General features: G+C 71.4%; 24 protein-coding genes and 1 pseudogene. 10 read left to right on the top strand and 15 right to left on the bottom strand.

Going from position 1 to position 23,819, the window contains the following annotated elements; genetic code table 11:
- Positions 1–10 precede the first annotated feature (10 nt).
- From ACFPIJ_RS61830 to kduI, 6 genes are all read right to left on the bottom strand, one after another.
- Entirely contained in the window at positions 11–994 is a 984-nt protein-coding gene (locus ACFPIJ_RS61830; protein ID WP_380128895.1) for an ABC transporter permease, read from the bottom strand.
- A gap of 5 nt (positions 995–999) precedes the next feature.
- The gene (locus ACFPIJ_RS61825; protein WP_380128893.1) at positions 1,000–2,517 is read right to left on the bottom strand and encodes a sugar ABC transporter ATP-binding protein; all 1,518 of its coding nucleotides are present in this window, start codon (positions 2,515–2,517) and stop codon (positions 1,000–1,002) included.
- Positions 2,514–3,410, bottom strand: coding sequence for an ABC transporter permease (locus tag ACFPIJ_RS61820; protein ID WP_380128892.1), 897 nt, complete (start codon positions 3,408–3,410; stop codon positions 2,514–2,516). The genes ACFPIJ_RS61825 and ACFPIJ_RS61820 overlap by 4 nt, the downstream gene beginning before the upstream one ends.
- 101 nt (positions 3,411–3,511) lie before the next feature.
- Positions 3,512–4,597 carry a sugar ABC transporter substrate-binding protein gene (locus ACFPIJ_RS61815; RefSeq protein ID WP_380128891.1) on the bottom strand — a complete coding sequence of 362 codons (1,086 nt, stop codon included), beginning with the start codon at positions 4,595–4,597 and terminating at the stop codon, positions 3,512–3,514.
- Between the two features lie 138 nt (positions 4,598–4,735).
- A complete protein-coding gene (gene kduD, locus ACFPIJ_RS61810; RefSeq protein ID WP_380128890.1) occupies positions 4,736–5,515 on the bottom strand; it encodes a 2-dehydro-3-deoxy-D-gluconate 5-dehydrogenase KduD in 780 nt (259 codons plus the stop codon).
- The gene (gene kduI, locus ACFPIJ_RS61805) at positions 5,512–6,318 is read right to left on the bottom strand and encodes a 5-dehydro-4-deoxy-D-glucuronate isomerase (RefSeq protein WP_380129000.1); all 807 of its coding nucleotides are present in this window, start codon (positions 6,316–6,318) and stop codon (positions 5,512–5,514) included. Before kduI ends, kduD begins: the two co-directional genes overlap by 4 nt.
- Before the next feature lie 149 nt (positions 6,319–6,467).
- Between kduI and ACFPIJ_RS61800 the strand changes: the two genes are divergently transcribed.
- The gene (locus tag ACFPIJ_RS61800) at positions 6,468–7,280 is read left to right on the top strand and encodes an IclR family transcriptional regulator (RefSeq protein ID WP_380128889.1); all 813 of its coding nucleotides are present in this window, start codon (positions 6,468–6,470) and stop codon (positions 7,278–7,280) included.
- 83 nt (positions 7,281–7,363) lie between these two features.
- Here ACFPIJ_RS61800 and ACFPIJ_RS61795 read toward each other — a convergent pair whose 3' ends face one another.
- Positions 7,364–7,588, bottom strand: a complete 225-nt coding sequence (locus ACFPIJ_RS61795; RefSeq protein WP_380128888.1) for a tautomerase family protein — start codon at positions 7,586–7,588, stop codon at positions 7,364–7,366.
- A 205-nt stretch (positions 7,589–7,793) separates the two neighbouring features.
- Between ACFPIJ_RS61795 and ACFPIJ_RS61790 the strand changes: the two genes are divergently transcribed.
- Positions 7,794–8,564, top strand: a complete 771-nt coding sequence (locus ACFPIJ_RS61790) for a YcnI family copper-binding membrane protein (RefSeq protein WP_380128887.1) — start codon at positions 7,794–7,796, stop codon at positions 8,562–8,564.
- Complete coding sequence (locus ACFPIJ_RS61785; RefSeq protein ID WP_380128886.1) at positions 8,561–10,231, top strand: copper resistance CopC/CopD family protein; 1,671 nt, start codon at positions 8,561–8,563, stop codon at positions 10,229–10,231. Before ACFPIJ_RS61790 ends, ACFPIJ_RS61785 begins: the two co-directional genes overlap by 4 nt.
- A 24-nt stretch (positions 10,232–10,255) precedes the next feature.
- Here the strand turns inward: ACFPIJ_RS61785 and ACFPIJ_RS61780 are convergent, their stop codons facing one another.
- Positions 10,256–10,555 (bottom strand): hypothetical protein, encoded by a 300-nt coding sequence (locus ACFPIJ_RS61780; RefSeq protein ID WP_380128885.1) that lies wholly within the window; start codon positions 10,553–10,555, stop codon positions 10,256–10,258.
- Positions 10,556–10,848: 293 nt separating this feature from the next.
- Here ACFPIJ_RS61780 and ACFPIJ_RS61775 point away from each other — a divergent pair, with 293 nt between their 5' ends.
- The 3 genes from ACFPIJ_RS61775 (at position 10,849) to ACFPIJ_RS61765 (ending at position 14,967) form a co-directional block, all read left to right on the top strand.
- Positions 10,849–11,382 carry a hypothetical protein gene (locus ACFPIJ_RS61775; protein WP_380128884.1) on the top strand — a complete coding sequence of 178 codons (534 nt, stop codon included), beginning with the start codon at positions 10,849–10,851 and terminating at the stop codon, positions 11,380–11,382.
- A 17-nt stretch (positions 11,383–11,399) separates the two neighbouring features.
- Entirely contained in the window at positions 11,400–13,628 is a 2,229-nt protein-coding gene (locus ACFPIJ_RS61770; RefSeq protein ID WP_380128999.1) for a bifunctional polysaccharide deacetylase/glycosyltransferase family 2 protein, read from the top strand.
- 118 nt (positions 13,629–13,746) lie between these two features.
- Positions 13,747–14,967 carry an FIST signal transduction protein gene (locus ACFPIJ_RS61765; RefSeq protein WP_380128883.1) on the top strand — a complete coding sequence of 407 codons (1,221 nt, stop codon included), beginning with the start codon at positions 13,747–13,749 and terminating at the stop codon, positions 14,965–14,967.
- 26 nt (positions 14,968–14,993) lie between these two features.
- On the opposite strand, the gene ACFPIJ_RS61760 is transcribed toward ACFPIJ_RS61765, so the two are convergent.
- The 3 genes from ACFPIJ_RS61760 to ACFPIJ_RS61750 form a co-directional block, all read right to left on the bottom strand.
- Complete coding sequence (locus tag ACFPIJ_RS61760) at positions 14,994–16,991, bottom strand: PAS domain S-box protein (protein WP_380128881.1); 1,998 nt, start codon at positions 16,989–16,991, stop codon at positions 14,994–14,996.
- Between the two features lies 1 nt (position 16,992).
- Entirely contained in the window at positions 16,993–17,313 is a 321-nt protein-coding gene (locus ACFPIJ_RS61755; RefSeq protein ID WP_380128880.1) for a hypothetical protein, read from the bottom strand.
- Positions 17,314–17,503: 190 nt separating this feature from the next.
- Positions 17,504–18,211 carry a TetR/AcrR family transcriptional regulator gene (locus ACFPIJ_RS61750; protein WP_380128879.1) on the bottom strand — a complete coding sequence of 236 codons (708 nt, stop codon included), beginning with the start codon at positions 18,209–18,211 and terminating at the stop codon, positions 17,504–17,506.
- Between the two features lie 80 nt (positions 18,212–18,291).
- Here ACFPIJ_RS61750 and ACFPIJ_RS61745 point away from each other — a divergent pair, with 80 nt between their 5' ends.
- Positions 18,292–19,167 (top strand): NmrA family NAD(P)-binding protein, encoded by an 876-nt coding sequence (locus tag ACFPIJ_RS61745; RefSeq protein WP_380128878.1) that lies wholly within the window; start codon positions 18,292–18,294, stop codon positions 19,165–19,167.
- A gap of 42 nt (positions 19,168–19,209) precedes the next feature.
- Complete coding sequence (locus tag ACFPIJ_RS61740; RefSeq protein WP_380128877.1) at positions 19,210–19,953, top strand: SGNH/GDSL hydrolase family protein; 744 nt, start codon at positions 19,210–19,212, stop codon at positions 19,951–19,953.
- Positions 19,954–19,956: 3 nt separating this feature from the next.
- Here ACFPIJ_RS61740 and ACFPIJ_RS61735 read toward each other — a convergent pair whose 3' ends face one another.
- Both ACFPIJ_RS61735 and ACFPIJ_RS61730 read right to left on the bottom strand, forming a co-directional pair.
- Positions 19,957–20,151, bottom strand: coding sequence for a hypothetical protein (locus ACFPIJ_RS61735; RefSeq protein ID WP_380128875.1), 195 nt, complete (start codon positions 20,149–20,151; stop codon positions 19,957–19,959).
- 16 nt (positions 20,152–20,167) lie between these two features.
- Entirely contained in the window at positions 20,168–20,590 is a 423-nt protein-coding gene (locus ACFPIJ_RS61730) for a YncE family protein (RefSeq protein WP_380128874.1), read from the bottom strand.
- Positions 20,591–20,736: 146 nt separating this feature from the next.
- On the opposite strand from ACFPIJ_RS61730, the gene ACFPIJ_RS61725 reads away from it, so the two are divergent.
- Positions 20,737–20,880: a hypothetical protein gene (locus tag ACFPIJ_RS61725; protein WP_380128873.1), complete on the top strand. Its 144-nt coding sequence runs from the start codon at positions 20,737–20,739 to the stop codon at positions 20,878–20,880.
- Complete coding sequence (locus ACFPIJ_RS61720) at positions 20,862–21,779, top strand: GH25 family lysozyme (protein WP_380128872.1); 918 nt, start codon at positions 20,862–20,864, stop codon at positions 21,777–21,779. Before ACFPIJ_RS61725 ends, ACFPIJ_RS61720 begins: the two co-directional genes overlap by 19 nt.
- A 33-nt stretch (positions 21,780–21,812) precedes the next feature.
- Here the strand turns inward: ACFPIJ_RS61720 and ACFPIJ_RS61715 are convergent, their stop codons facing one another.
- The gene (locus ACFPIJ_RS61715; RefSeq protein ID WP_380128871.1) at positions 21,813–22,706 is read right to left on the bottom strand and encodes an MFS transporter; all 894 of its coding nucleotides are present in this window, start codon (positions 22,704–22,706) and stop codon (positions 21,813–21,815) included.
- Between the two features lie 88 nt (positions 22,707–22,794).
- Positions 22,795–23,247: pseudogene (locus tag ACFPIJ_RS61710) on the bottom strand (MFS transporter); the annotation flags it as partial.
- Positions 23,248–23,819: the final 572 nt, after the last annotated feature.

Genomic DNA, 23,819 nt, shown 5'->3' with positions numbered 1-23,819 from the left:
CTCGGATCGGCTACTTGATGATCGACACCTTCGACCAGTCGAGGGTGAGCGCGACGGCGACGACGATGATCGCGCCGTACAGGATCTGCTCGTATGCGGATGGCACACCGACGATCGGCAGGCCGACCCGGAGCAGCGTCACGACGAGCGCGCCGGCGAGGCTCCGCCACACGCTGCCGTGACCACCGGTGATTGCGGTGCCGCCGACGACGATCGCCGCGACCGCCGGCAGCAGCAGGTTGTCGGCCATGGTGGGGCCGCCGCTGTACTGACGCGAGACCAGCATGACCGCGGCGAGCCCGGCACAGGCACCGGAGACGCAGAACGTGCCGATCTTGACCAGATCGACGGGCGTGCCGGCGAGCCGCGCGGCCGACTCGGAGTAGCCGGTGGCCGAGATCCAGCTGTGCAGCGGGGTCACCTTGAGGACCACGGCGATCAGGGCGACGACGAGCAGCGCCACCGCGGCCGACATCGGCACATAGCCGCCGACGTAGAGCTCGAGCCACTTGACCGTCGAGTCGTCCACCACCCGCACCGTGCCCGCGCCGGAGACGACGAGGGCGACCGCGGAGAGGATGCTCATCCCGCCCAGGGTGACGATGAACGACGGTATCCGCAGCAGCACGTGCGCCACGCCCTGCACCGCGCCGATCGCCGCCGCGACAAGGATGACGACCGGCGTGGCCAGGCCACCGAGGTCCGGCAGCCACAGGGCCAGCAGGACCGTCGTCAGCGAGGCCAGCGCCGCGATGGACAGATCGATGCCGCCGCAGAGGACGACGAGCGTCGCCCCCGCGGCGAGCACGATGAGCGGCGCGGCGGTCCGCGCTACCGCGATCAGGCTCCGCTGGGTCAGGAAATCCGGGTCGGCGATGGTCAGGGCCGCCACCAGCGCCACCAGGGCGATGAACGGCATGAACCCGGTGAGTCGCTTTGCTGGGCTGCCGGTCCTGGGTTCGGCGACCGGCTTCGCCGCGACGGGAGTGCTCATGCCGCTCATACCATCTCTTTCACGAGGTCCAGAGGGCTCGGCTTGCCGCCGCTCGGGCAGGCGACCTCGGTCACGACCCGGCCGTCGTTCATGACCAGGATCCGGTCGGCCATGCCGATGGCCTCCTCGAGACTGTCGGCCAGCAGCACGGTGGCGACCCCGGTCGAGGCGAGCTCACGCATCAGCCGGTACACCTCCGAGCGGGCGCCGATGTCCAGGCCGCGCGTCGGGTGGTCCAGCAGGAGCAACCGGATGTCGCCGCCGACCAGCCAGCGCGCCAGGACCACCTTCTGCTGGTTGCCGCCGGACAGCCGCTGGATGGCGGTGTCGCGGCCCGGCGTCCGGATGGACAGCCGCTCGATCCAGCGGTCCACCAGGCTGGCCTGCTTCTTGGGCGCCACGAAGGGGCCGGCGCAGCGGGCCTTCTGCTTGGTCAGGGTCATGTTCTCGGCCACCGACATCGGGCCGACCATGCCCTCGATCTTGCGCTCGGCCGGCACGTAGCCGATACCGGCGGCGCACGCGGCACGGGTGTTGCGAAGGTCGATCTTCTTGCCGTCCATCCGGATCTCACCGGCGCTCGTCGGCTCGGCGCCGAACAGTGCGCGGCAGACATCCTCGCGACCGGATCCGTGGACGCCGACGATCGCCACGATCTCACCGACCGCGACGTCGAGGTCGACGTTGCGGAACGACTTGCCCGACAACCCACGGACGGACAGCCGGGGCTGCTCGGCCACGACCGGCGCGGCGGCGTTCTCGTGGTAGTGATCGTCGGACCCGGTGGACCCGATCATCATCCGGTGCAGCTCGCGCGGGACGGCACCCGCCGTGGCGACCTCGCCGACCGACTGGCCGCTGCGCAGCACCGTCACGCGGTCGCACACGTCCAGCACCTCGTCGAGACGGTGCGAGACGAAGACCACCGAGGCGAACTCGCGCAGCCGGCGGATCTGCGCGAACAGGGTGTCGATCTCCTTCGACTCCAGCACCGAGGTCGGCTCGTCCAGGATGATGACCGGCGGGTGCTGGCTGCGCTCCTCGATGCGCAGCACCTTCGCGATCTCGACCATCTGCCGGTCGGCGAAGGAGAGCGAGTCGGTCCGGGCGAGGGGGTCGATGTGCGAGCCGATCTTGTCGAGTTGTTCCTGGGCCAGGCGGCGCATGGCGTCCCAGCGGTAGACGCCCCGACGGACTGCGACCCCTTCGCTGCCGAGGAGGATGTTCTCCGCCGCGGTCAGGTTGGGCACCAGGGACTGCTCCTGGAAGACCATCCCGATGCCGTGGTTGGCGGCGTCGACGACGCTGCGCAGCTTGACCGCCTCACCGCGGACGTAGATCTCACCGGCGTCGGGGGCGACCAGGCCGACCAGCGCCTTGAGCAGCGTGGACTTGCCGGCGCCGTTCTCGCCGGCCAGGCCGAGGACCTCGTGCTGGTGGACCACCAAGTCGACACCGTCGAGGGCCTTCACGCCCGGGTAGTGCTTGACCAGCCCGCGGACCTCCAACGCTGGGGCACTCATTTGACCACCTGGTTTCTCCGGCGCTGGGGGATGACCGCGGCGGCGACCGCTGCCACCACGATGAGGCCCTCGACGCCGCCCTGCCAGTACGGGCTGACCCCGACCTGCACGAGACCGTTCGTGAGCACCATGACGAGCAGGACACCGACGGCGGAGTGCAGGACGCCGCCCCGGCCCCCGGTGAGCAGGGTGCCGCCGACAACGGCGGCGGTGATGGCGGAAAAGTCGTAGCCGTTGCCGGCCTGGACCAGACCGGCGCCGAGCTGGCTGGTCACCATGACCCCGCCCAGCCCGTAGAAGGCGCCGGCCAGGGTGAAGACCGCGACCTTGTACGGCTTGACCCTGACACCGGAGAGCATGAGCACTTCCTCGGCGCCGCCGATCGCGTAGGCGTACCGGCCGAGCCGGGTGTAGCGCTGGATGAGCCAGCCCACCAGGATGCACGCGACGGCGATCCAGGTGAGATAGGACAACCCCAGGAATCGCTCGATCGCCCAGCCCTTGAGCATCGCGTCGGAGATGTTGGGCTGGACGCCGGCGAACATGAGGGTCGCGACGCCCAGCCCGACGGCCGACACCCCGAGCGTGGCCATGAACGAAGGCACCTTCAGCAGCACCAGCGCGAGCCCGCTCAGGCAGCTGAACGCACAGCCCAGCACGACGGCGACCAGGATCCCGAACAGTCCGAAGTCGTTGTCGTTGCGATTGTTGGCCACCAGGAGCGAAACAGTCAGGGCCGAGGCACCCATCACGCCGGCCGAGGAGAGGTCGATGGACCCCATCATCAGCACGAACGTGATGCCACAGGTGACGACCGCGAGCACCGCGGCGGCGTCCATGATGTTCTTGGCGTTCCCGAGACTGCGGAACTGCGGGCTCAGGGCCGCGAACACCAGGTAGATGACGACCAGGGCGACCGGTGGGCCAGCGTCTCGGAACGACGCGCCTCGCCGAGAGCTACGGCGAGGCGCTGGAACGACCTCGGATGTCACGGTCACGTCAGGGGCCCGGCCACACGGTTGAAGACGTTGCCGCACTCGAAGTCGGACGCGGTGGTCTTCGGCTGCGAGAAGTCGGCGGCGTTGGCCTTGGTCACGAGGAACTGCTTGGCGAAGAACGCCCGGTTGGCGGCGGCGATGTCCTTGACCGCCAGCTTGCCGGTGGCGACGCAGAAGCCGATCGCCAGACCGATGCCACCCTGCCACGTGCCGTCGCTGGAGACGGTCGCGGTCATGGTGCCGTCCTTGACCGCCTTGACGGCGTCCGGCACGGCGTCGATACCGGCGACCGCCACCTTGCCGGAAAGACCCGCCTGCTGGAGGGCTTCCAGCGCACCGAGCGCCATGTCGTCGTTGGCGGCCCAGATGGCCTTGACCTTGTCGCCGTGCTTGGTCAGCAGCGTCTTGGTCACCGTCAGCGCCTCGGCCCGGGAGAAGTTGGCGGCCTGCTGGTCGAGCAGCGTGACGCCCGGGTTCTTCTTGAGCGACGCCTGGAGGCCGGCGAACCGGTCCTTGGCGGCCGCGGTGTCCAGCACGCCCTGCAGCGCGATGATGCCGCCGGTGCCCCCGATCGCCGTGGCGAGCGCGTCACCGATCTGCTGGCCCGACTCGACGCCGTTGTACGTGATGTGGCTGACCCACGTCTTGTAGTCGGACGGCTTCAGGTCGGCCGGCTTGTTCCACTGGGTGACGAGGAAGGCACCGGCCTTGTCGGCACCCTTGACGATCGGCGCGGTGTCCGAGTCGCCGTTGGGGAGCACGTTCATGACCAGGCACTTGGTGTTGCCGGCGAGGATCTGACTGATCTGCTCCTGCTGCTTGGTGGAGTCACCGCCGTAGGTGAGGCGCTCCTGGGTGAGGCCGACCGACTTGGCGAAGGCGTCGCCGCCGGCCAGCCACGAGGCCTCGTAGGGGTTCGACTCGTTGCGGACCTGACCCACCAGCTTGACGTCGGACGGCTTGCAGCCCTCCGCGCTGGCAGGGTTCTTGTCCCCGGCCGCCTCCTCACTGCAGCCGGCCAGGACGGCGGCCGCCAGTGACAGGCTCATTAAGGCCGCCGCAGGACGTGGGGTGATTCTCATGGTCGATCCTCAATCTCTTCAGTGCCGGGGCATCCGGCGGGGTGGCACAAGCAGAGAGAGAAACCTGCCGCCAGGGGGTCTGATGATCGCGGCAGTGTGGGTCGTATCGTGCTGGTTTCGTGCGCTGGAGGCCAGGGGTCAGCGGGCCATCCAGCCTCCGTCAACGACCAGGACATGGCCGTTGACGTAGTCTGCGGCGGCGGAGCTCAGGAAGACGGCCGCTCCGGCGATGTCGGAGGCGTCTCCCCAGCGGCCCGCGGGGATGCGCTCGAGGATGGACCGGGAGCGGTCCGGATCCGCACGCAGCGCGGTCGTGTTGTCGGTGTTCATGTAGCCGGGCGCGATGGCGTTGACCTGCACACCGAGGGGGGCCCACTCGTTCGCCAGGGCTTTGGTGATCCCGGCGACGCCGTGCTTGCTGGCGGCGTACGACGCCACGCGGAGCCCGCCCTGGAAGGAGAGCAGGCTGGCTACGTTGATGATCTTACCCTGCCCACGCTCGGTCATCGGGCGCCCGAACGCCTGACAGAGGAAGAACAGTCCGCCCAGATTGGTGTCCACCACGCGGTCCCACGACTGCCGGCTCACGTCCACCGAGTCCTGGCGGTCGATGATGCCGGCGTTGTTGACCAGGATGTCCACCTGACGGTTGCGGCTCACCGCTCCGGCGACCCGCTCGACGGCATCGTGGTCGCTGACGTCCAGGTCGACGACCTCCACGTCACGGCCGAGGTCGGCGACCTGGTCCCGCGTGGACGTCTGGCTTCCCGGCCGGCCCAGCAGGACCAGGTCGGCTCCCGCCTGGGCGAGTCCCCGGGCGATGGCCTGCCCCAGGCCGCGGCCCGCGCCCGTCACGACGGCGCAGCGGCCGGTCAGGTCGAACGGCGAACGCAGCTCGGCGGCAGGCTGGGCGGTCACAGATCCTCCAACGCCACTGGGGTCAGATCGGTGTAGTCGTTGTTCTCCCCGCCCATCGCCCAGATGAAGGCATACGAGCCGGTCCCGACGCCCGAGTGGATCGACCACGGCGGCGAGATGACGGCCTCGCGGTCGCGCATGACGAGGTGGCGGGCGGCGCCGGGCTTGCCCATCAGGTGGAAGACCCGGGCGTTTTCGTCGAGGTCGACATACAGGTAGACCTCGGTGCGCCGGTCGTGCAGGTGCGGCGGGAACGTGTTCCACACGGAGCCGTCGGCGATGACGGTCACCCCGAACTGGAGCACCGAGGTCTGCAGCTCCTGGCCCCAGGCGTACCGGTAGAGGCTGCGCTCGCTCGCACCTTGCGGCGTGCCCAGCTTGACCGGCTCGATCGCCGAGTGGCTCAGCAGGGTGGTGGGGTAGGCCGCGTGCGCCGGCGCCGAGACGAAGTAGAACGCGGCGTCGGGTCCGGTGAAGACGACCTCGTTGCCGCGGCCGACGAACAGTCCGTCGAGGTGACGGAGTTCGAACTTCTCGCTGTTGACGAGCACGTGGCCGGTCTGACCGACGTTGACGATGCCGAGCTCGCGGCGGGCCAGGTGCGACGGCGTGCCGAGGACGTCCCAGGCCGGCAGCTCGAGCTGGCCGGCACCGGGGACCGCACCGCCGACGACCAGCCGGTCGTCGTGGGTGTACACCCCGTGCACCTCGCCGGTGCGGAACAGGCGCTCCACGAGGAAGTTCTTTCGCAGCTCCGCATTCGTTGCCGTCTCCACGTTGGACGGCGATGCGGAGTACCTCACTTCGATCAAAACTTCTCCTCGTTTGTGAACCGCGTTCCGCTACGTGAACTGACGGCGACAATACCTGTGGCTCCGATCACAGGTCAAGGGGCGGAAGTCTGTCCCTCTATGTGAACTGTGGTTTAGTCTTTACGCCGGGTGCACGCGCCATGATGAAACAGGAGGCCTCGGTGGACACGGACAAAACGGTCAGCGGCAGCTCTGCCACCTCGCAGGTCAAATCTGCTGCACGTGTCCTCGATGTCCTGGACGACATCGCCGCTCATGGCCCCGGCACCCAGCTGCAGCTGGCCACCCGCCTCGGCATCCCGAAGAGCAGCCTGCACGCGCTCCTGCGCACCATGTGCGCGCGCGGATGGCTGGACACCGACCAGACCGGCAGCATCTACCGGCTCGGAGTCCACACGCTGACGGTCAGTTCCGCCTACATCGACGGCGACCCGGTCCTGTCGCGCGCCAGCGCCGTGATGGACGAGATCGCGGGCGCCACCGAGGAGACCGTGCACCTCGGTCGCCTGGAGGGCGCAGAGATCATCTACACCGCCAAGCGCGAGTCCAAGCACCCGTTGCGCATGTACTCGGCCGTGGGCCGCCGCCTTCCCGCCTACAGCACCGCCCTTGGCCGGGCGATGCTCGCCGAGATGCCGGAAGACGTCCGCGACACGCTCGTCCCCCACCAGATCAAGGCCATAACAGCTCAGACGATTACGAACCGGGACGCCCTGCTGGCGATCATCGACAAGGCCGCCCAGCTCGGCTACTCAGAGGAGAGCGAGGAGTCCTGCCTGGGCGTGCGCTGCTTCGGCGTCGCGCTGCCCTTCTCGCGCCGATCGGTTGACGCGCTGAGCATCGCGGTCCCGATCAGCCGCCTCAAGCAGGGCCGGGAAGACTTCATCATCGAGACCCTGCTGAGCGTGAAGGCCCGCCTGTCGGCGATGCGTGACAACCGGCTGGCGCGCTGACCCACCCGCACAAACCACGATGGGGCCGTCCGTGTTCACGGATCGGCCCCATCGCTGTTCAGGACCACACCTGAACAGCGGGCTCAGTGCTTGTCGAGCGCGGCCAGCACGCCGGCGCGGGAGGCGTCCTCGCTGGCCAGCACGCCTCCGTTGGCCACGTCATCCCCGGTGATCTCGGTGAACACCATGCGGACGTCCTGCAGACGGGCCCCAAGGATCTCGACGGCGTTGTCGGCCACGGCCCGGGCAAAGGCCTTGCGCTGCTCCAGGGACCGGCCAGCGAGCAGCTCGACGGTGATGTTCGGCATGGTGCCCCTCTCCTACTGACGGTCCACCATCTGGACCCCAGTTCACTAGTGTGAACGAACGCTACCGTGCCACCCGGGGTGCCGCAATGCGCGACCTCGCCTGAGTTCACATACTTGACATCGGTTCGGCCTGTTGGTCGAATCACAGTGCGAACCACACCCGGATCACGGCGAGCCGACTCGTCCTGAAGCGCGAGGATGCGACATGCGGCGCAATGACAGCGGATCTGCCCGGATTCAGGCCGACGGACGCGAGGGCCGTGCGGCGCCGGTGTGGTCACGGCGCGCCGCGCAGGCCGGCGCCGCCGCACTGATCGTCGGCGTGGTCGGTTTCGCGTCCCCGGCGAGTGCGCACGTCACCGTCACTCCTTCCACGACCACGGCCGGCGCCCACGCCGTCCTCCAGTTCAGTGTCGGGCACGGCTGCGGGAACTCGCCCACCACCAAGATCACGATTCAGATCCCGCCGCAGATCACCTCGGTCACCCCCACCCGGACAGCGCTGTGGAAGGTCACGAAGCAGACGGAAACGGTCGACCCGCCCGTCGTGGACCCGCACGGCAACAAGATCGTGCAACGGGTCGCCTCGGTCACGTTCAGCACGGAGACCCCGCTCCCGGACGGCTACCGCGAGGTGTTCGAGCTCTCGGTCCAGCTGCCCGAGGCCAAAGGCACCAAGCTCGTCTTCCCGACCATTCAGACCTGCGAGCAGGGCGAATCCGCCTGGATCGAGGTTGCGCAGGACGGGCAGAACGTCGACCAGCTCGAGTTGCCCGCCCCGAGCTTCGTCGTCTCCGAACCCGTGGACGGCACGCACCACCACACGACCACCGGCGACGCACACTCCACGGAGACGACCGCCACGACGCCCGCGCCGGGCGGGAGCGACACCCTGACGCTCGCCGCGCTGGCGGTCGGCGTCCTCGGCTCGGTCGCCGGTGGCGCGGCGCTCCTCCAACAGCGCCGCCGGACATGACCAACCGGCGACGGCTCCGGACAACGGCGCTGCTGGTCCTGCTCTTCGTGCCCGCGATGCTGTTCGGACTCCCCCAGCCGGCGTCCGCGCACGCGCACCTGGCCAGCACCGACCCGGCCCAGGGTGCGGTGCTGCAGACCGCACCCGACCGGATCCTGTTCACCTTCGACGAGGCCGTCCGCAGCGTCCCGGGCGGGGTCCAGGTCTTCGACGCCCAGGGGAAGCTGGTCGAGGCGCGGCCGGCCGTCAAGGGCGCCGAGCTCGAAGTCGTGCTGGCCGGACGCCTGGGTAACGGCACGACCGTGATCACCTGGCGGGTCGTCTCCGAGGACGGGCATCCCATCAGCGGCGCCCTCACCTTCTCCGTCGGCGCGCCCACCACCGTCATCACCCCACCGTCGAGCGACTCGAACAGCGTCCCGGAGGTCCCCTGGACGCTGACGCTGGCCCGTGGGGTGGGCTATGTCGGCCTCTTTCTCGCCGCCGGGCTCGTCGCGTTCGCCGCCAGGTTCCTGCCCACCGACCCCTCGGCCGACCGCCCACGCCGCCGTCTCGCCGTCTCCGCGCGGGCCGCTGCGGTCGTCGCGGCCGGGGCGTGGCTCGCCGCGTTGCCGATCACCGCGATCTACCTGCTCGGCGGCGGGGCGGGCCGGCTCGGCCAGGGCGCAACGTGGACCTCGCTGCCGCTGACCGAGTACCTCGTCGCCGCGGCCGTCGTCGGCGGACTGGCGCTGGCCGTGATCCTGCTCGGTCCCGGGTCGGCATCGCCGCGGCGACGCGTCGCAGCGGTCGTGGCCGCCGCGATCGCAGTCACAGCCCCCGCACTGGTCGGGCACACCCGCGCAGCGAGCCCCGAACTCCTCGTTATCGGTGCGGACGCGCTGCACCTCCTCGCGGGCAGCGTCTGGCTCGGCGGACTGGCCGGCCTGGCGCTGACCTTGCCGGCCCTCTCCAGCCGCGGCGCCGTCGCGGCCGAGGTGCTCGCCCGGTTCTCCACCGCCGCCGCCGGCATCCTCGCGGCCCTGGTCGCCACCGGCTCGCTGCTGGTGTGGCGGATCCTCGGTTCCTGGACGGCGCTCGTCGACACCGGCTACGGCCGGCTGGTGCTGGCCAAGATCGCCATCGTGCTGGCCGCTCTGGCCATCGCGGCGTGGAACAGGTGGTCGCTCCTGCCACGGCTCCAGCGGGCAGCGAACAAAACCAGTCGGCAGACGCTCTCCCGACCGGTGGTGCGCGCCACCGCAGTCGAGGGCGCGGTCCTGGTGGTTGCCTTGCTCATCACCGGCTTCCTCGTCGACACGAGTCCCGAGGGCGGTGCCCTGCCCGCGAGCGCGTCGGCCGGGGCCAGTCCCGACACCCGCTCGACAACACTGGGCGACATCAAGGTGCAGGCCACCCTCACGCCACTCACCCGCGGTTCCAACACCATGACCCTCCGGCTGAGTTCCGCCACCGGTGAACCCGCCGAGGGCGTCGCACCGCCGGTGGTGCGCCTGTCCTCCGACGGGGCGACGCTCGGCGACATCCCGCTGACGCACGTATCAGCGGGCTTCTACACGGCGCAGGTCACGCTCCCGGTGTCCGGGACGTGGCGGATGCAGGTGTCGCTGCGAGTCAGCGCATTCGTCAACCCCGTGGCCGAGCTGAAGTTCGTCGTCAGCGGATGACGCCGCCGTCGCAGCGCGCGCTGCTCACTCGATGTCCGAGAACAGTCCCGTGAAGGTCACCCGCGTCCCCTGGAGCCCGCCGAAGGCGGCGGCGGCAGCCGGGGTGGCGACCGCGGCGGAGGCGTCCTCGTAGCTTGCGAAGTACAGGTCGAGCGTCCGGTACGCGGGCGTGGGTGTGCCGTCCTCCTTCGGCCACACCTTGGCCGACTCGACACGCTGGACCTTGGGGAACGACTCCGCGGCCGCCTTCACGCCGGCGTACGCGCGCTCGAACTCGTCGGGGTCGGCGGGGTGGTCGATGATCAGCGTGATTTTGGTGGGCATGGCGCTCTCCTTGCCTGGTTCGCGTCTGCAGCGCTATCAGGCACACAACACGATCTTGGCCGGTCTTCGTTCACCCCGGGCAGGCGATCTGGGCTCGACCCGGGGATGCGGCGGCCCCCGCAGGCGTCGGTTGCCGGCGCCACACCACCGGGTGACGCCGGCGCCGGCGGTGTGGGGGTGCGGGGTGAGGCCGGAGCAGCCACGGGGTGAGTGCGGTGCGAGATTCGGCAACGACCTTCAGGCGGGCCGTTCTTCCCACGCTTTCGGCGGCAGGTCGCTCCTAAGCTGTCGCGGTGCTCGTCAATGCCCCGGCCGCCGGTGCGGCGGTTGACATCACCGTCGCCGATGGTGAGATGTCAACGCCTGTCTTCGTCGATGCCACGGGACGTCGTGGACGGCGAATCCGGCTCGTCTTCCATCTGACCGGTGGAGCGGCGTTGTCCTATGCGGTGCTGGTCCTGATGGCCGCGCTCTTCGTCACCGGCCCGCTGGACCTGCTGTCGCTCCCGGCGCCCGCGCAGTCCGCACCCGCGCCCGCGCCGGTCCGCAAGCACACGCCGACGCCCGGCCCGGCCGGCAAGCGGACCACCGGCGGCTGGCCCGGCCGCGGCAGCCCCACGCCCGTCGCGGTGAGTGCGTCCGCCGGGCCGGGCGGCTCCGTGACCGCCGCACCGTCGCCCGAGGCGACGACGAGCGCGGTGCCCTCCGCGGCACCGCCGGACCCGTCGACCGAGCCGAGCGCGTCCGCCACGCCGGACGCGACGCAGCCGCCGGAGCCGAGCTCCGAACCCGGCCTCACCGTGGACCTCGGGGTGGGCCGGCCGTGACCCGGACGCGACAGCGGATGTCGTTCAGCCGGCTGATCTTCGGGGCGACCGCGCTCAGCGTGCTGGTCGGCGCGCTGCTGGTCGAGGCCTACGCCAATGCCGAGTTCCACCCCGATCACACCGCGAAGCCCGGGCAGCGCAGCAAGGTGCCGGCCGAGGTCATCGACGGTGGCCCGATCATCGACACCCGCAACGGCACGGTGCGCTCCTACCGGCTGCCGGCCCGCACCATCGCGCTCACCTTCGACGACGGCCCGGACCCGCGATGGACGCCGCGGGTCGTGGAGGTGCTGCGCCGGCACCACGTCAACGCCACGTTCTTCGTCGTCGGGTCGCAGGTGATCCGGCACCCGGAGGTCGTCACGGAACTGGCCCGGGCCGGCGACGAGATCGGCGTCCACACCTTCACGCACCCGCGACTCGACCGCCTGCCACGGTGGCAGCGTGAGCTGGAGTACTCCCAGACCCAGCTCGCCATCGTGCACGCCACCGGCGCCAAGTCGGCGCTGCTGCGGTTGCCGTACACCTCCAGCGCCCGTGCCGTCGACGACACCCAGTGGCCGCTGCTCCGGGAGGCCGGCCGGCTCGGCTACCTGTCGATCATGGCGGACACGGACAGCCGGGACTGGAGCAGTCCCGGCGTCGACGCGATCATCGCCGGCGCGACCCCGCAGGGCGATTCGGGCGCGATCGTGCCCATGCACGACGGCGGCGGCGACCGCGCCCAGACCGTCGCGGCGCTGGACCGGTTCATTCCGATGATGCAGCGGCGCGGCTACACCTTCACCACCGTGTCGGAGGGCCTGGCGCGCACCCTCGCCGGACCGGCGGTCGTCGTCGACGCGCCGACCGGCGCGGTCGACAAGCGGCGCGCGTTCGCCCTGGCCACGGCCGTCGTGCTGGCCGACTGGGTGACGGCCGCCCTCCGCGTGCTGTTCCTGGTCGCCGGCGTGCTGACGATCGCCCGCACCGTGGCGATGCTCCTGCTCGCGGGCCGGCACGCGCGACGGCGGCGGGCCGCGTCGTGGCGGTGGGGCCCGCCGGTGCGCCTGCCGGTGTCGGTGATCGTGCCGGCCTACAACGAGAAGGAGGGGATCGAGGCGGCGGTGCGGTCCCTGGCCGGCGGCGACCATCCGGGTGGGATCGAGGTGGTGGTCGTCGATGACGGCTCGACCGACGACACCGCGGCCCTGGTGGAGGCGATGCGATTACCGGACGTGCGGGTGGTGCGGATCCCCAACGGCGGCAAGCCGAACGCGCTGAACGTCGGGGTGGCGATGGCCCAGCACGATCTGATCGTCATGGTCGACGGTGACACCGTCTTCGAACCCGACTCGATCCGGCACCTGGTGCAGCCGTTCGCCGACGCCTCCGTCGGCGCGGTGGCGGGCAACGTCAAGGTCGGCAACCGCCGCTCGATCGTGGCCCGGTGGCAGCACATCGAGTACGTCATCGGATTCAGCCTGGACCGCCGGCTGTACGACACCCTGCGCTGCATGTCGACCATCCCGGGCGCGATCGGCGCGTTCCGCCGCGAGGCGTTGCAGGACATCGGCGGGATCAGCCACGACACCCTCGCCGAGGACACCGACGCCACCATGGCCCTGTGCCGCGCCGGCTGGCGCGTCGTCTACGAGGAACGCGCCCGCGCCTGGACCGAGGCACCGACCACGCTGCGGCAGCTGTGGTTGCAGCGCTACCGCTGGAGCTACGGCACCATGCAGGCGATGTGGAAGCACCGCCGGGCGATCCTGGACCGGGGCCCGTCCGGCCGGTTCGGCCGGGTCGGTCTGCCGCTGGTCGCCTTCTTCGGCATCGCACTGCCGCTGCTCGCCCCGCTCATCGACATCATGTTCGTGTACGGCCTGTGCTTCTCCAGCTGGATGGTCACCACCGTCGCCTGGCTGGCCATGTTCGCGGTGCAGGTCCTCACCGCCGTCGTCGCCTTCCGCCTCGACAAGGAGCGGCTCCGCGCCCTGTGGGTCCTGCCGCTGCAGCAGATCGCCTACCGCCAGCTCATGTACATCGTGCTCCTGCAGTCCCTCGGCACGGCCCTCACCGGCGCCCGGCTGCGCTGGCACAAACTGCACCGGGCGGGCTCCGCCGCCGCGGCCGCCCCGGTGCCTCCGGTGCCTCCGGTGGCGCCCGCGCACCCCCGCACGGCGGCGCCGCGCTCCGGTCCCGCGACCGGCACTGTGTACACGTCGTCCTCGAAGGAGTCCGCGACCCCGGTGGGCGCGGGGTGACGAACAGCAGGCCCTCCTCCGCCACGACAAGGGCGAGCCGCCGATTGGGCAGATTGACATACTTCATCATTTATGTCCGGACGTGATACGCTTTGCGTACTACGTCTGAGAGAACGGGATGAGCCTGCGTCTGCACGAAGTCGATCGCACCGGCGTCGCACCGCCGACGGGGCGGTGGCTGTCGGTCGGCAGTGCGGGCACCCGGGACAGGGCTGTCGGCCACGACGTGGGGCGCCAGGCGGCGCTCGAGGCGATCACCGGCGAGGACCCGCGGCTCCTGCTCGTCTTCTGCGCCAACACCCCCGACCCAGCAGCAGTACTGGCCGGCATCGACGAGGTCGCTCCGGGCGTACCGCTGATCGGGTGTTCGTCGACAGTGGCCATCGATTCCGACGGTCCGCGGTGGGACGGAGTGGTCATCGCCGCGCTGGGCGGAGCCGGCCTTTCGGCCGCGACCGGTGCCGGGCGCGACGCGGCCGCGGGACTGCAGGAGGCGGGCGCAGCCGCGGCGGCCGGCGCGACGGACCTGGCCGAGCGCGGACACCAGGTGCTGGTGCTGCTGGCCGACGGTCAGGTGTTGAACCACGAACGGATCCTCGCCGGGGCCTATGGCGTGGTGGGTGCGAGCATGCCGTACGTGGGAGGTGCGGCCAGCCCGGACACCGCGTTCGGCGGCACCTACGAGCTGTTCGGGACGGAAGTGCTCACCGGAGGGGTGGTGGGTGCCGCGATCCAGTCGGACGGGCCGTTCGGCGGAGCGGTCGGGCACGGCTGGCGCCGGGTCGGCGCACCCATGATCGTCACGCACAGCGCGGGCGGGGACATCTACACGCTCGATGAGCAGCCGGCGCGCGGCGCATACCTGGATCGGCTGGGCGCGCCCGAGGACGCGTACACGGATCCGGACGCGTTCATGACCTTCGTCCGCACCCGACCCATCGGCATCCGGCGCCGGAGCGGTCTGGAGATCCGCGACATCGGTTCGGACCGCTTCGTTGTCGGAGAGCCCTGGCTGCGCTCCCTGGGCGAGGTGCCGGAGGGCGGGGTGATCTGGCCGATGGAGGGCGACGCCGAATCCGGGCTGGACGCGGCCGGGGACGCCTGCCAGGAGGCGGTGGCCGCGGTGGGCCGGCCACGCCCGCTCGGGCTGCTCGCCTTCGACTGCATTGCCCGCCGTCAGCTGCTGGGCGAGGAGCGCTCCAGCGCCTCGGTCGGGCACATGCGCGAGCGGTCGGGCGGTGCGCCCGTCGCCGGCTTCTACACCTGGGGAGAGTGGGCCAGGCTCCGCGGCATCACCGGGTATCACAACATGACGCTCGTCGTGCTCGCGGTCGGCTGACCCGGCGCCCTCCGTAACCGGCCGGATCATCGAAAGTGGCGGGCACCGTTGACACCCGCGGCGGTGATCGGAAGCTCCATGTGCAGGGTGGTCCCGACCCCCGGAGGACTGTGGAGCACGACCCGGCCGCCGAGCGCCTCGACGCGGTCGTTGAGGCCGAGCAGTCCGGTGCCGCGGGTGAGGTCGGCACCGCCGACACCGTCGTCGCGGACCGCGACCCGGAGGACACCGTCGACGGCGTCGGCCTCGACGGTGACCGCGACGGCCGACGCGTGCGCGTGCTTGGCCGCGTTGGTGAGCGCCTCGGCGACGACGTAGTAGGTGCTGACCTCGACATGCTCGGGCAGCCGCACCTCCACGCGGATGTCCAGCTCGACCGGGACCGGTGAGCGGCGGGCAAGCGCGCGCAGCGCCGGGCGGAGGCCGCCCTCGGTCAGGATCGCCGGGTGGATGCCACGCGCGATTTCGCGCAGCTCCTCCAGCGCGTCGGTTGCCCCGGCGACGGCGCGGTCGAGCTGCGCGTCGAGCGCCTCCAGCCCGGGCGGCAGCTCCGCCTGCGCCGCCCGCAGGTCCAACGCCAGGGTGACCAGTCGCTGCTGGGCGCCGTCGTGCAGGTCCCGTTCGATGCGGCGGCGGGTCTGGTCGGCGGTGGCGACGATGCGTGCGCGCGAGGTGTTGAGTTCGACGCGGCTCTCGGCGTTGGCGATGGCAGTCGCGACGAGTTCGGTGAAGTCGGCCAGCCGGCACTCGGTGTCCGGGGGGAGCTGTTCGACGAGCGCTGCCACGCTGATCGCGCCCCAGATGCGGTCTTCCACCACGATCGGGCTGGCGACCGCGGATCGGGCCTCGTCCGCGACGGCCTCGGTCGGGCCGGCCCGATGCGCGTTGTCCACGTCGCGGCGAGCCGCGCGGCTGGTCGCCTGGACCGTGGTCACGGCCGAGTGGGGGTCGAGCTTTCCGCGTGCACCGCCGCGGGGCTGCCGGAACGGGAAGCCACCCATGAACGTCACCTCCCCGTCCGGCTCGAACCGGGTGATCGTCGTGTTGTCGGCGCCGAAGAGCGTGGCGACCTCCTCTGCCACGGCCGTGAACACGAGCTCCGGCGACGCCCCGCGAGCCACGAGCGTCGCCACCCGCCGCAAGGCGGTCTGCTCGTCGGCGATGCGGCGGAACTCGGTGTACAGGCGGGCCAGCTGTTCCTGCGAGCGCCGCAGGGCCTCCTCCCGCCGCTCCCGTTCGTCCTCGAACTGCTTGCGCTCGGTGACATCGCGCGCGCTCGCGTAGATCAGGCGCTGCTCCGGCACGCCCAGCGCGATCCATTCCAGCCAGCGCGGCGAACCACCCTTGCAGCGGTACCGGTTCTGGAAGTTGGTGTTCTCGCGCCCCTCGGTCAGGAGCTTCGTCGCGGCGGCGGTGCGCTCCCGGTCCTCCTCGTAGACGAACTCGAGGAAGGGCCGCGCCAACAGCTCCGCGGTGGAATACCCGAGCGTCCGCTCGAACGCGGGGTTCACCTGCTTGAAATAGCCGTCGAACCCGACCGTGCAGATCAGGGCACGCGACAGCATGAAGATGCGGTCGAACTCCTCCCGGGCCTGCTGCCGGGCCTCGAAGGTCTTCATCGTGCCGAGGGTCAGGTCGAGCACCCTGGCCATGCTCCGCACGAGGCTGACCTCGTCGACGCTGAACCCGTCGTCGCCCAGGCGCGCAACCAGCAGATGCCCGGGCGAACCGCCGTCCAGCGGCACCACCACCGTGTGGCAGCTTCCCGCGCCGGGAACCTCGAGCATCGCCGTTCGCCGGTTGACGACCTCGGCGATCTCGGCCAGCGGGAGCCTGCCGACGGGGAAGCCGACCGAGCTGACCGCACCGTCACGTCCGAGGACCATGCCGACCTCGCCCTCCAGCGCGCGGGCAGCCCGCTCAGCAGCGACCAGGGTCGCCGCCGCAGCATCGGGCGCAGCTGATACGGCCGCGAGGAACTCGGCGAGGCACTGGGTCGACAGCGCGGCTGCGGAGGGCACCATGTCAGTCCACCGCGAGGGCAACGAGCGTCATGTTGTGGCTCCCGGTCATGCCGCGGAGTCGGGCGGACCCTCCCCCGATGGAGAGGCCGGCGACGGGCACGCCCGACCACTCGCGCACGATCGGGGCACTGCAGCGGCCCTCGCCCGGCTCGCACAGCCGGTCCGGGGGTGCGGCGCCGCCCGGTGGAGGCGGGTCCGCGCCGGTGACCGCCTCGAGCGCCGTCTGGCGCCCCGTATCGTGGCCGATGGCGCCGTCTCGGCTGCCCACATCGACGCCGCTGCGACCACCTGCATTCAGGCGCAAGCCCACACGACGGTCCATCTCGTACTCCCAGACCTGAGACCAAATTCTACGCCACGCCCGACGCCCGGAATTCGGTCGTCGTGAATGGCTTGAACTCCTCATCCCCTCAGGGGGAGATCGTGTCGCACTCGAAATCCTGCACCCGGACGTCTTCGACGATACCGACCGGAGCGGCGAACCTCGGCGTCCGAGCCGCCTGCCATCACCCTCAGCTTCGCGGGCGCCCCGCATGATCGAGGGAACGGGTGAGCCACTCCGCCATCAGCGCCCGCTCGGCGTCGGAAAGCGCGGGCAGGTCGGGCACCAGGGTGGCGAACGCGACCGTGACCGTGGTCGTGGTGGCGTCCGGCGCCGAGGGTGCGGCCGCGAGGATCCGGCCGGCGACGGCGTCGAACATCACGTCCGCCAGGCCGGGGTCCCGCATCGCCGCGGGCATGCCCAGCAGGGCCAGGACGGTGCCGGTGCCGGCGGCATGGATCATGGCCACGGCTCGCCGCTCGTCGACGCGCAGGAGGCCCGCGGTGGCGAGCCGCCGCACCAGGGTCCGCAGCACCTCGATGCCCGCGGCCGTTGCCGGTGACAGCGCACCGCGGCCCGGGGTGTTGAGCAACGCGTACAGCTCCGGGTTGGCCAGTCCGAACTCGACGTGCAGCTGCCAGCCGGCGCGCAGGTCGGCCACGGGGTCGCCGCTGCCCTGCGCCGCCGTGACCGACTTGCCGGCGACGTAGGTCGCCATGACGTGCTCGGCGAGGGCGTCGATGAGCCCGTCCTTGTCGCCGAACAGCCGGTAGATGGTCGGGGCCTGCATGCCGGCCGCGTGGGCCACCGCCCGGGTCGTCACCCCGCGTGCGCCGTGCTCGACCAGCAGCCGTGCGGCCGCGTCGAGAACGGCCGCACGCATCTGCGCCTGCTCCATGTATCAAAGATAACAGAAACTCGCTTCCGTTGGAAAATCACTGATAACGTCGTGGGCATATCAACGGAAACGAGAGCATCATGATCATCGTCACCGGAGCCACCGGCCACCTCGGATCACAGATCGTCGACCGGCTGCTGGAGCGGGTCGCCGCCGGCACCGTGGGTGTCAGCGTCCGCGACGCCGCGAAGGCGGCGGCGCTCGCCGAACGCGGCGTCCGCGTCCGGGCCGGCGACTTCACCGACCCCGCCACGCTCCAGCACGCGTTCGAGGGCGCCAGCCAGGTGCTGGTCGTCTCCGCCGCGATCCGCGGTGCCGGTGCGGTCGCGGCCAACATCGCCGCCATCGACGCCGCGTGCGCCGCGGGAGCGAAGCGCGTCCTGTACACCAGCCATCAGGCCGCCTCGAAGGACTCGCTGTTCGCACCGCAGGCCACGCACGCCCTGACCGAGGAGCACCTCGCCCGGCAGGGCGTCCCGTTCACCGCCCTGCGCAACGGGTTCTACGCCAGCACGCTCGGCCACTACATCGGCGCGGCCCTGGAAACCGGCCGCCTCGTCGCGCCCCAGGACGGCCCGGTGTCCTGGACCGCTCACGCCGACCTGGCCGAGGTGGCCGCGGTCGCACTGGCGGGCGACGGCACCCTCGACGGCGTCACCGCCCCGCTGACCGCGCCCGAGCTGCTCGACTTCGAGGCAGTGGCCACCATCCTCAGCGACCTCACGGGACGCACCGTCGCCCGGGTCGTCGTGGACGACGAGGAGTGGAAGGCCGCCGCGATCGGGCGCGGCATGCCACCGCAGGCCGCCGACTTCACCCTGGGCATGTTCCGCGCCGCCCGCCGGGGCGAGTTCGCCGTCACCGACCCGACCCTGGAGACCGTCATCGGCCGTCCTGCCGTCCCGGCCCGCGCGGTCCTCACCACGCTGACCGCGACGTTGCCCACAGGTCGATGACCTGACCCCAGCTGCGGAGATCGACTCGGTATCGTCGGGCGCATGCGGTACGTGGCGATCGGCGACAGCTTCAGCGAGGGTATGGGTGACGAGCGGGCGGACGGCACCCCGCGCGGCTGGGCCGACCTGGTCGCGGCCGCGCTCATCGCCGACGACCCGCGCTGGCAGTACGCCAATCTGGCGATCCGGGGGCGGCTGCTGGAGCCGATCGTGACCACGCAACTGGACGCCGCGCTCGCGATGTCGCCGCCGCCGACGCTGGTCTCGCTCAACGGCGGCGGCAACGACATGATGCGCCGCAACGCGGACCTGGCACACCTCGTGCGGCTCATCGAAGGGGCGATCGAGCGCTGCACCGCGGCCGGTGTCCGCATCATGGTCCTCAGCGGTGCCGACCCGTCGGACCACCTGCCGCTCGGGCGGGTGCTGCGCCGCCGTGCCGACCAGCTCACCGAGGCCGTGCGGGACCTGACCGGGCGCCACGGCGTGCTGTTCGTCGACTGCTTCGGCGACGCCGAACTGCGCCGGTCCGGGTACTGGTCGGCGGACCGCCTGCACCTCAACGCCGCCGGCCACCGCCGCGTCGCGGGGCTCGTCCTGGCCGGCCTCGGCGTCGCGGACGCCGAGCACCGCATCGCCGAGGGCCACGCCGGGTCGCGCGGGCTGATCGTCCAGGCGCGGTACTACCGCCAGCACGTCCTGCCGTGGGTGCTGCGCCGGGCCCGCGGCCGCTCCTCCGGCGACGGCCGCACCGCCAAGTATCCGGCCTGGACCAGCGTCAGCTGACCCTCACTGCTGCGCGTTGTCCGCCGGCCAGCGCGCCTGGCGCAGGTTGCGGCGGGTCCCGGCGACGAGCACCCCGGCGAGCAGCACCGACGCGAGGGCGGTGACGGCGGCGGGCGGGTGGAACGCCTCCAGGAGGAGGCCGGTGCCGATCATCGCGACGGGGACGCTCAGCGTGAACAGCGCGACCACCCCGCTCAACGCCCGTCCGCGGTGCTCATCGGGGATCTGCCTGACAACCGGCGGTGACGCCCTTGGGCATGTTGTTGACCATCGTGGGGCCCATGGACATGCCGGTGGACGTGGCGTACGCGAACACGGCGTTCATGCCGGTCATCGACACGTACGCCCGCGAGCTGTCGGGGATGAACGCGACGCCCGTCGGGGTCATGCCGGCCGACACCCGGTTCGTGGAGTACGGCAGCGAGGTGGTGTCCAGCGTGACGATCTCGTTGCTGCCGGTCGCCGCCGCGTACACGTACTGCCCGTTGGGGCTCACCGCGACCTGGTACACCGAGGCGCCGACGCTCAGGGCGGTGGTGCTGAACGTGGTGGCGCGTGCCGGCGCCGGCACGACCACGGCGCCGAGCGCGGCGGCGACGACAACGGCGGCGACGGCCCGCCAGGCGTGGAACGACACGACCGAATTAAACTGTTTTGCCGAGGTTTGCGGGGTGGTTTTCCCAGGGTGACGCTCAGGCGCCCTCGACCAGGCGGTTGCCGAGGTCGCTGCGGCGGTACAGTCCCCGGCCATCGCGGCCGACCAGTGGCGCTCGAGGGGTATGCATGCTGGTCAGGGTGCTGGCCGCGATCGCGCCGGCGCACCTGGCGGCGAACCGTGGGCCGCCGGCGGGCACCGGTCACCGGTCGCGGGGCGTGCCGCAGGTGCACCGGCCGGGCACACTGGAGCAGTGTCGAGTCCAGCGGTGACGGTGTGGCGCCGGGCCCGTGACGTCGCCGCGGGCCTGGTGCCGGCGGCGCGGCGGGTGCGGCGGGCCGCCGCCGAGCTCACACCCGGGCAGCGACGGGCGGTCGCGCTGGGGTTGCTGATGGTGACGGCGCCGGTGTGGGCGGTGGCGTCCGCGGTGCCGCCGGTGATCACCCTGCCCGTCGAGCCGCCGGTGCTCGCGGCGGTCGCCGCGATCGAGGCCGGACGCCCGGCCGGGTTCCCGGTCGGCGGGATCGACGTGTCCAGTCATGACCACCGGCGGTTCGGCATCCACTGGCCGACCGAGGTCGCGGCCGGCAGCGAGTTCGTCTACATCAAGGCGACCGAGGGCAGCACGTACGTCAACCCGCACTTCGCCTCGGACTACGCGGCGGCGCGCCGGGCCGGGCGCTACGTCGGCGCCTACGTGTACGCCCGCCCGGACCGCGGCGACCCCGTCGGCCAGGCCGAACACTTCCTTCGGCACGCCCGCTTCAGCCGCGACGCGCGGACGCTGGTGCCGTTCGTCGACCTGGAGTGGCCGTACTCCGGCGTGCGCACCGACGACTGCTACGACCTCACCCCGGCCCAGCTGCGCGCCTGGATCCGTGCGTTCGTCGGCCGCATCGAGGCCAGCATCGGCCGCAAGCCGATGATCTACACGAACACCCACTGGTGGAACCCGTGCACCGGCAACGACACGTCCTTCGGCGGGTACCCCCTCGACATCGCCGGGTACACCGCGACCAGCCCGAAGCTGCCCGCCGGGTGGAGCACGTTCGCGCTCTGGCAGTACCAGCCCGGCGACCCCGACCGCCGGCACAGCCACGACCGCGACGTCGTCAACGGCGGCCCGGCAGCGCTGCGGGGCCTCGCCTGGCCTCCCCCGCCGGGCAGCTGACGACCGCGCGGCCAGCTGGGACCGGGCGACCGGTCAGGTGTCGGCGGCCGCCAGTTCGCGCGGCTCCCCGGTCGCCGGTTCCGGCCCGGCCGGCGCGGGTCTGGTGTCGCGCAGGACGACCAGCGCGGTGACGGCGGCGAGGACGACGGCGCACGCGCTGGCGGTGAAGGTGAGCGCCATGCCGTCGGTGAAGGCCGCCCGCGCGGCGGTCGCCAGCCCCGCGTCGCCGAGGCGCAGCGCGTCGCCGATGTTGTGCCGGGCGGCCTCGGGAGCGTCGGCAGGCATGTTGCCGGTATAGGTGGCGGCCAGGACGCTGCCCAGGATCGCCACGCCCAGCGCGGCACCGGCCTGCTGGATGGTGTCGTTGACCGCCGAGCCGACCCCGGCGTGCTCGGCCGGCACGGTGCTCATGAGGGCGTTGATGGCGGTGGGGACGGCCAGGCCGCTGCCGATGCCGACGGTGCCCAGGGCGACGGCGACCAGCCAGAAACCGTCCGTGGCGTCGACGGTGCCCAGGATGCCGATGCCGGCGGCCATGATGAGCATGCCGGCGGTGACCATGACCCGGTTGCCGACCCTGCCGGTCAGGCCGGCGCCGATGACGTTGAACAGCAGGGACATCGCGGCCACCGGCAGGAACGCCAGGCCTGCCTCGGCCGGGCTGTAGCCGTGCACGAACTGCAGGTACTGGGTCAGCACCAGCAGCAGGCCGCCGTTGGAGATGCTGAGGAACGCGATGGAGAAGCTCGCGCCGGAGAAGTTGCGGTTGCGGAACAGGCCCACCGGCACCATCGGGGAGGCGGACCGGGCCTCCCAGATCACGAAGCCGATCAGCGACGCCACGGCGACCGCCGCCGCGGTGAGGGTGGCCGGGTCGGTGATGCCGGTCGTGGGCAGCTCGATGATCGCCCACACCAGGGCCGTCATACCCGATCGACAGCACCGCGCCGACCGGGTCGGGCTTGCGCCATGGGCCCTTGGACTCCGGCATCAGCACGAGCGCCGCGATGATCGCCACGACCGCGACCGGCACGTTGATGAGGAACGCGACACCCCACCAGAACTCGGCGATGAGCAGGCCGCCGATGACAGGCCCGCCGACCAGGCCGACCATGGCCACGGCGGACCAGGCGGTCATCGCCTTGCGGCGCTCCTTCTCGTCGGTGAAGACGGTGATCAGGATCGACAGCGTGGACGGCATGATCAGTGCGCCGCCGACGCCCATCGCAACCCGGCCGGCCACCAGCTGCGGCGGGGTCTCGGCGAAGGTGGCCGCGAGGCTCGCCGCGCCGAAGACCGCCAGCCCGATGACGAGGATCCGGCGGCGGCCGTACCGGTCCGACAGGCTGCCCGCGATCAGCAGCGGGCCGGCGAACACCAGGATGTAGGAGTCCAGGATCCACTGGATGTCCTGGGCCGTCGCGCCCAGATCCCGGGTCAGTGGCGGGATCGCCACGTTGAGGACCATGTTGTCGACGACCAGCACGAGCAGGCTCAGGCAGAGCACAACCAGGATGAGCCATCGTTCTCGGCGTTGCATTGACGTGCCTCCGGGGTTTCCAGGGCAGGGTGAGTTCGTAGAGATGGGTGCGTCGCAGCAGGTGGAAGCCGAGGCCCTCACGCACCGCGAGCAGGTCCGCGTCGTCGTCGGCGGTGGCGGTTTCGATCTCCTGGACGTGTGGGTGCACCTCGCGCAGCCGCTGGATCAGGGCGGCGGTCACCCACTGATCCAGGTGCCGGCCGTGATGGCCGGGCAGCACCGCGGGTCCGTACTGCCGGGCGCGGGGCTGCCAGGGCGCGCCGGCGACCGCCGCTGTGTAGGCCGCCAGGTCGCCCTCGGCGTCCGCGGCGACCAGCACGGCGCCGCCGAGGCGGCTCGGGCTCCGGAGCAGGTCCTTGACGCCGGGCGCGTCGAGCACGGCGCCGGTCCAGTGCGTCAGCCGGTAGCCGGGGCGCTCGGCGTCGACCAGTTCACTGAGCCAGGCCTGGTGGACGTCGCGGTACGTGAGCAGGTCGTGCCGCCTGCTCCGGGCGTACCGG

The sequence above is a fragment of the Dactylosporangium cerinum genome, from assembly GCF_042653625.1.
GTDB lineage: Bacteria > Actinomycetota > Actinomycetes > Mycobacteriales > Micromonosporaceae > Dactylosporangium > Dactylosporangium cerinum.
Note: the sequence above shows the minus strand (reverse complement) of the source record. Positions and strands in the feature narration are given on the sequence as shown.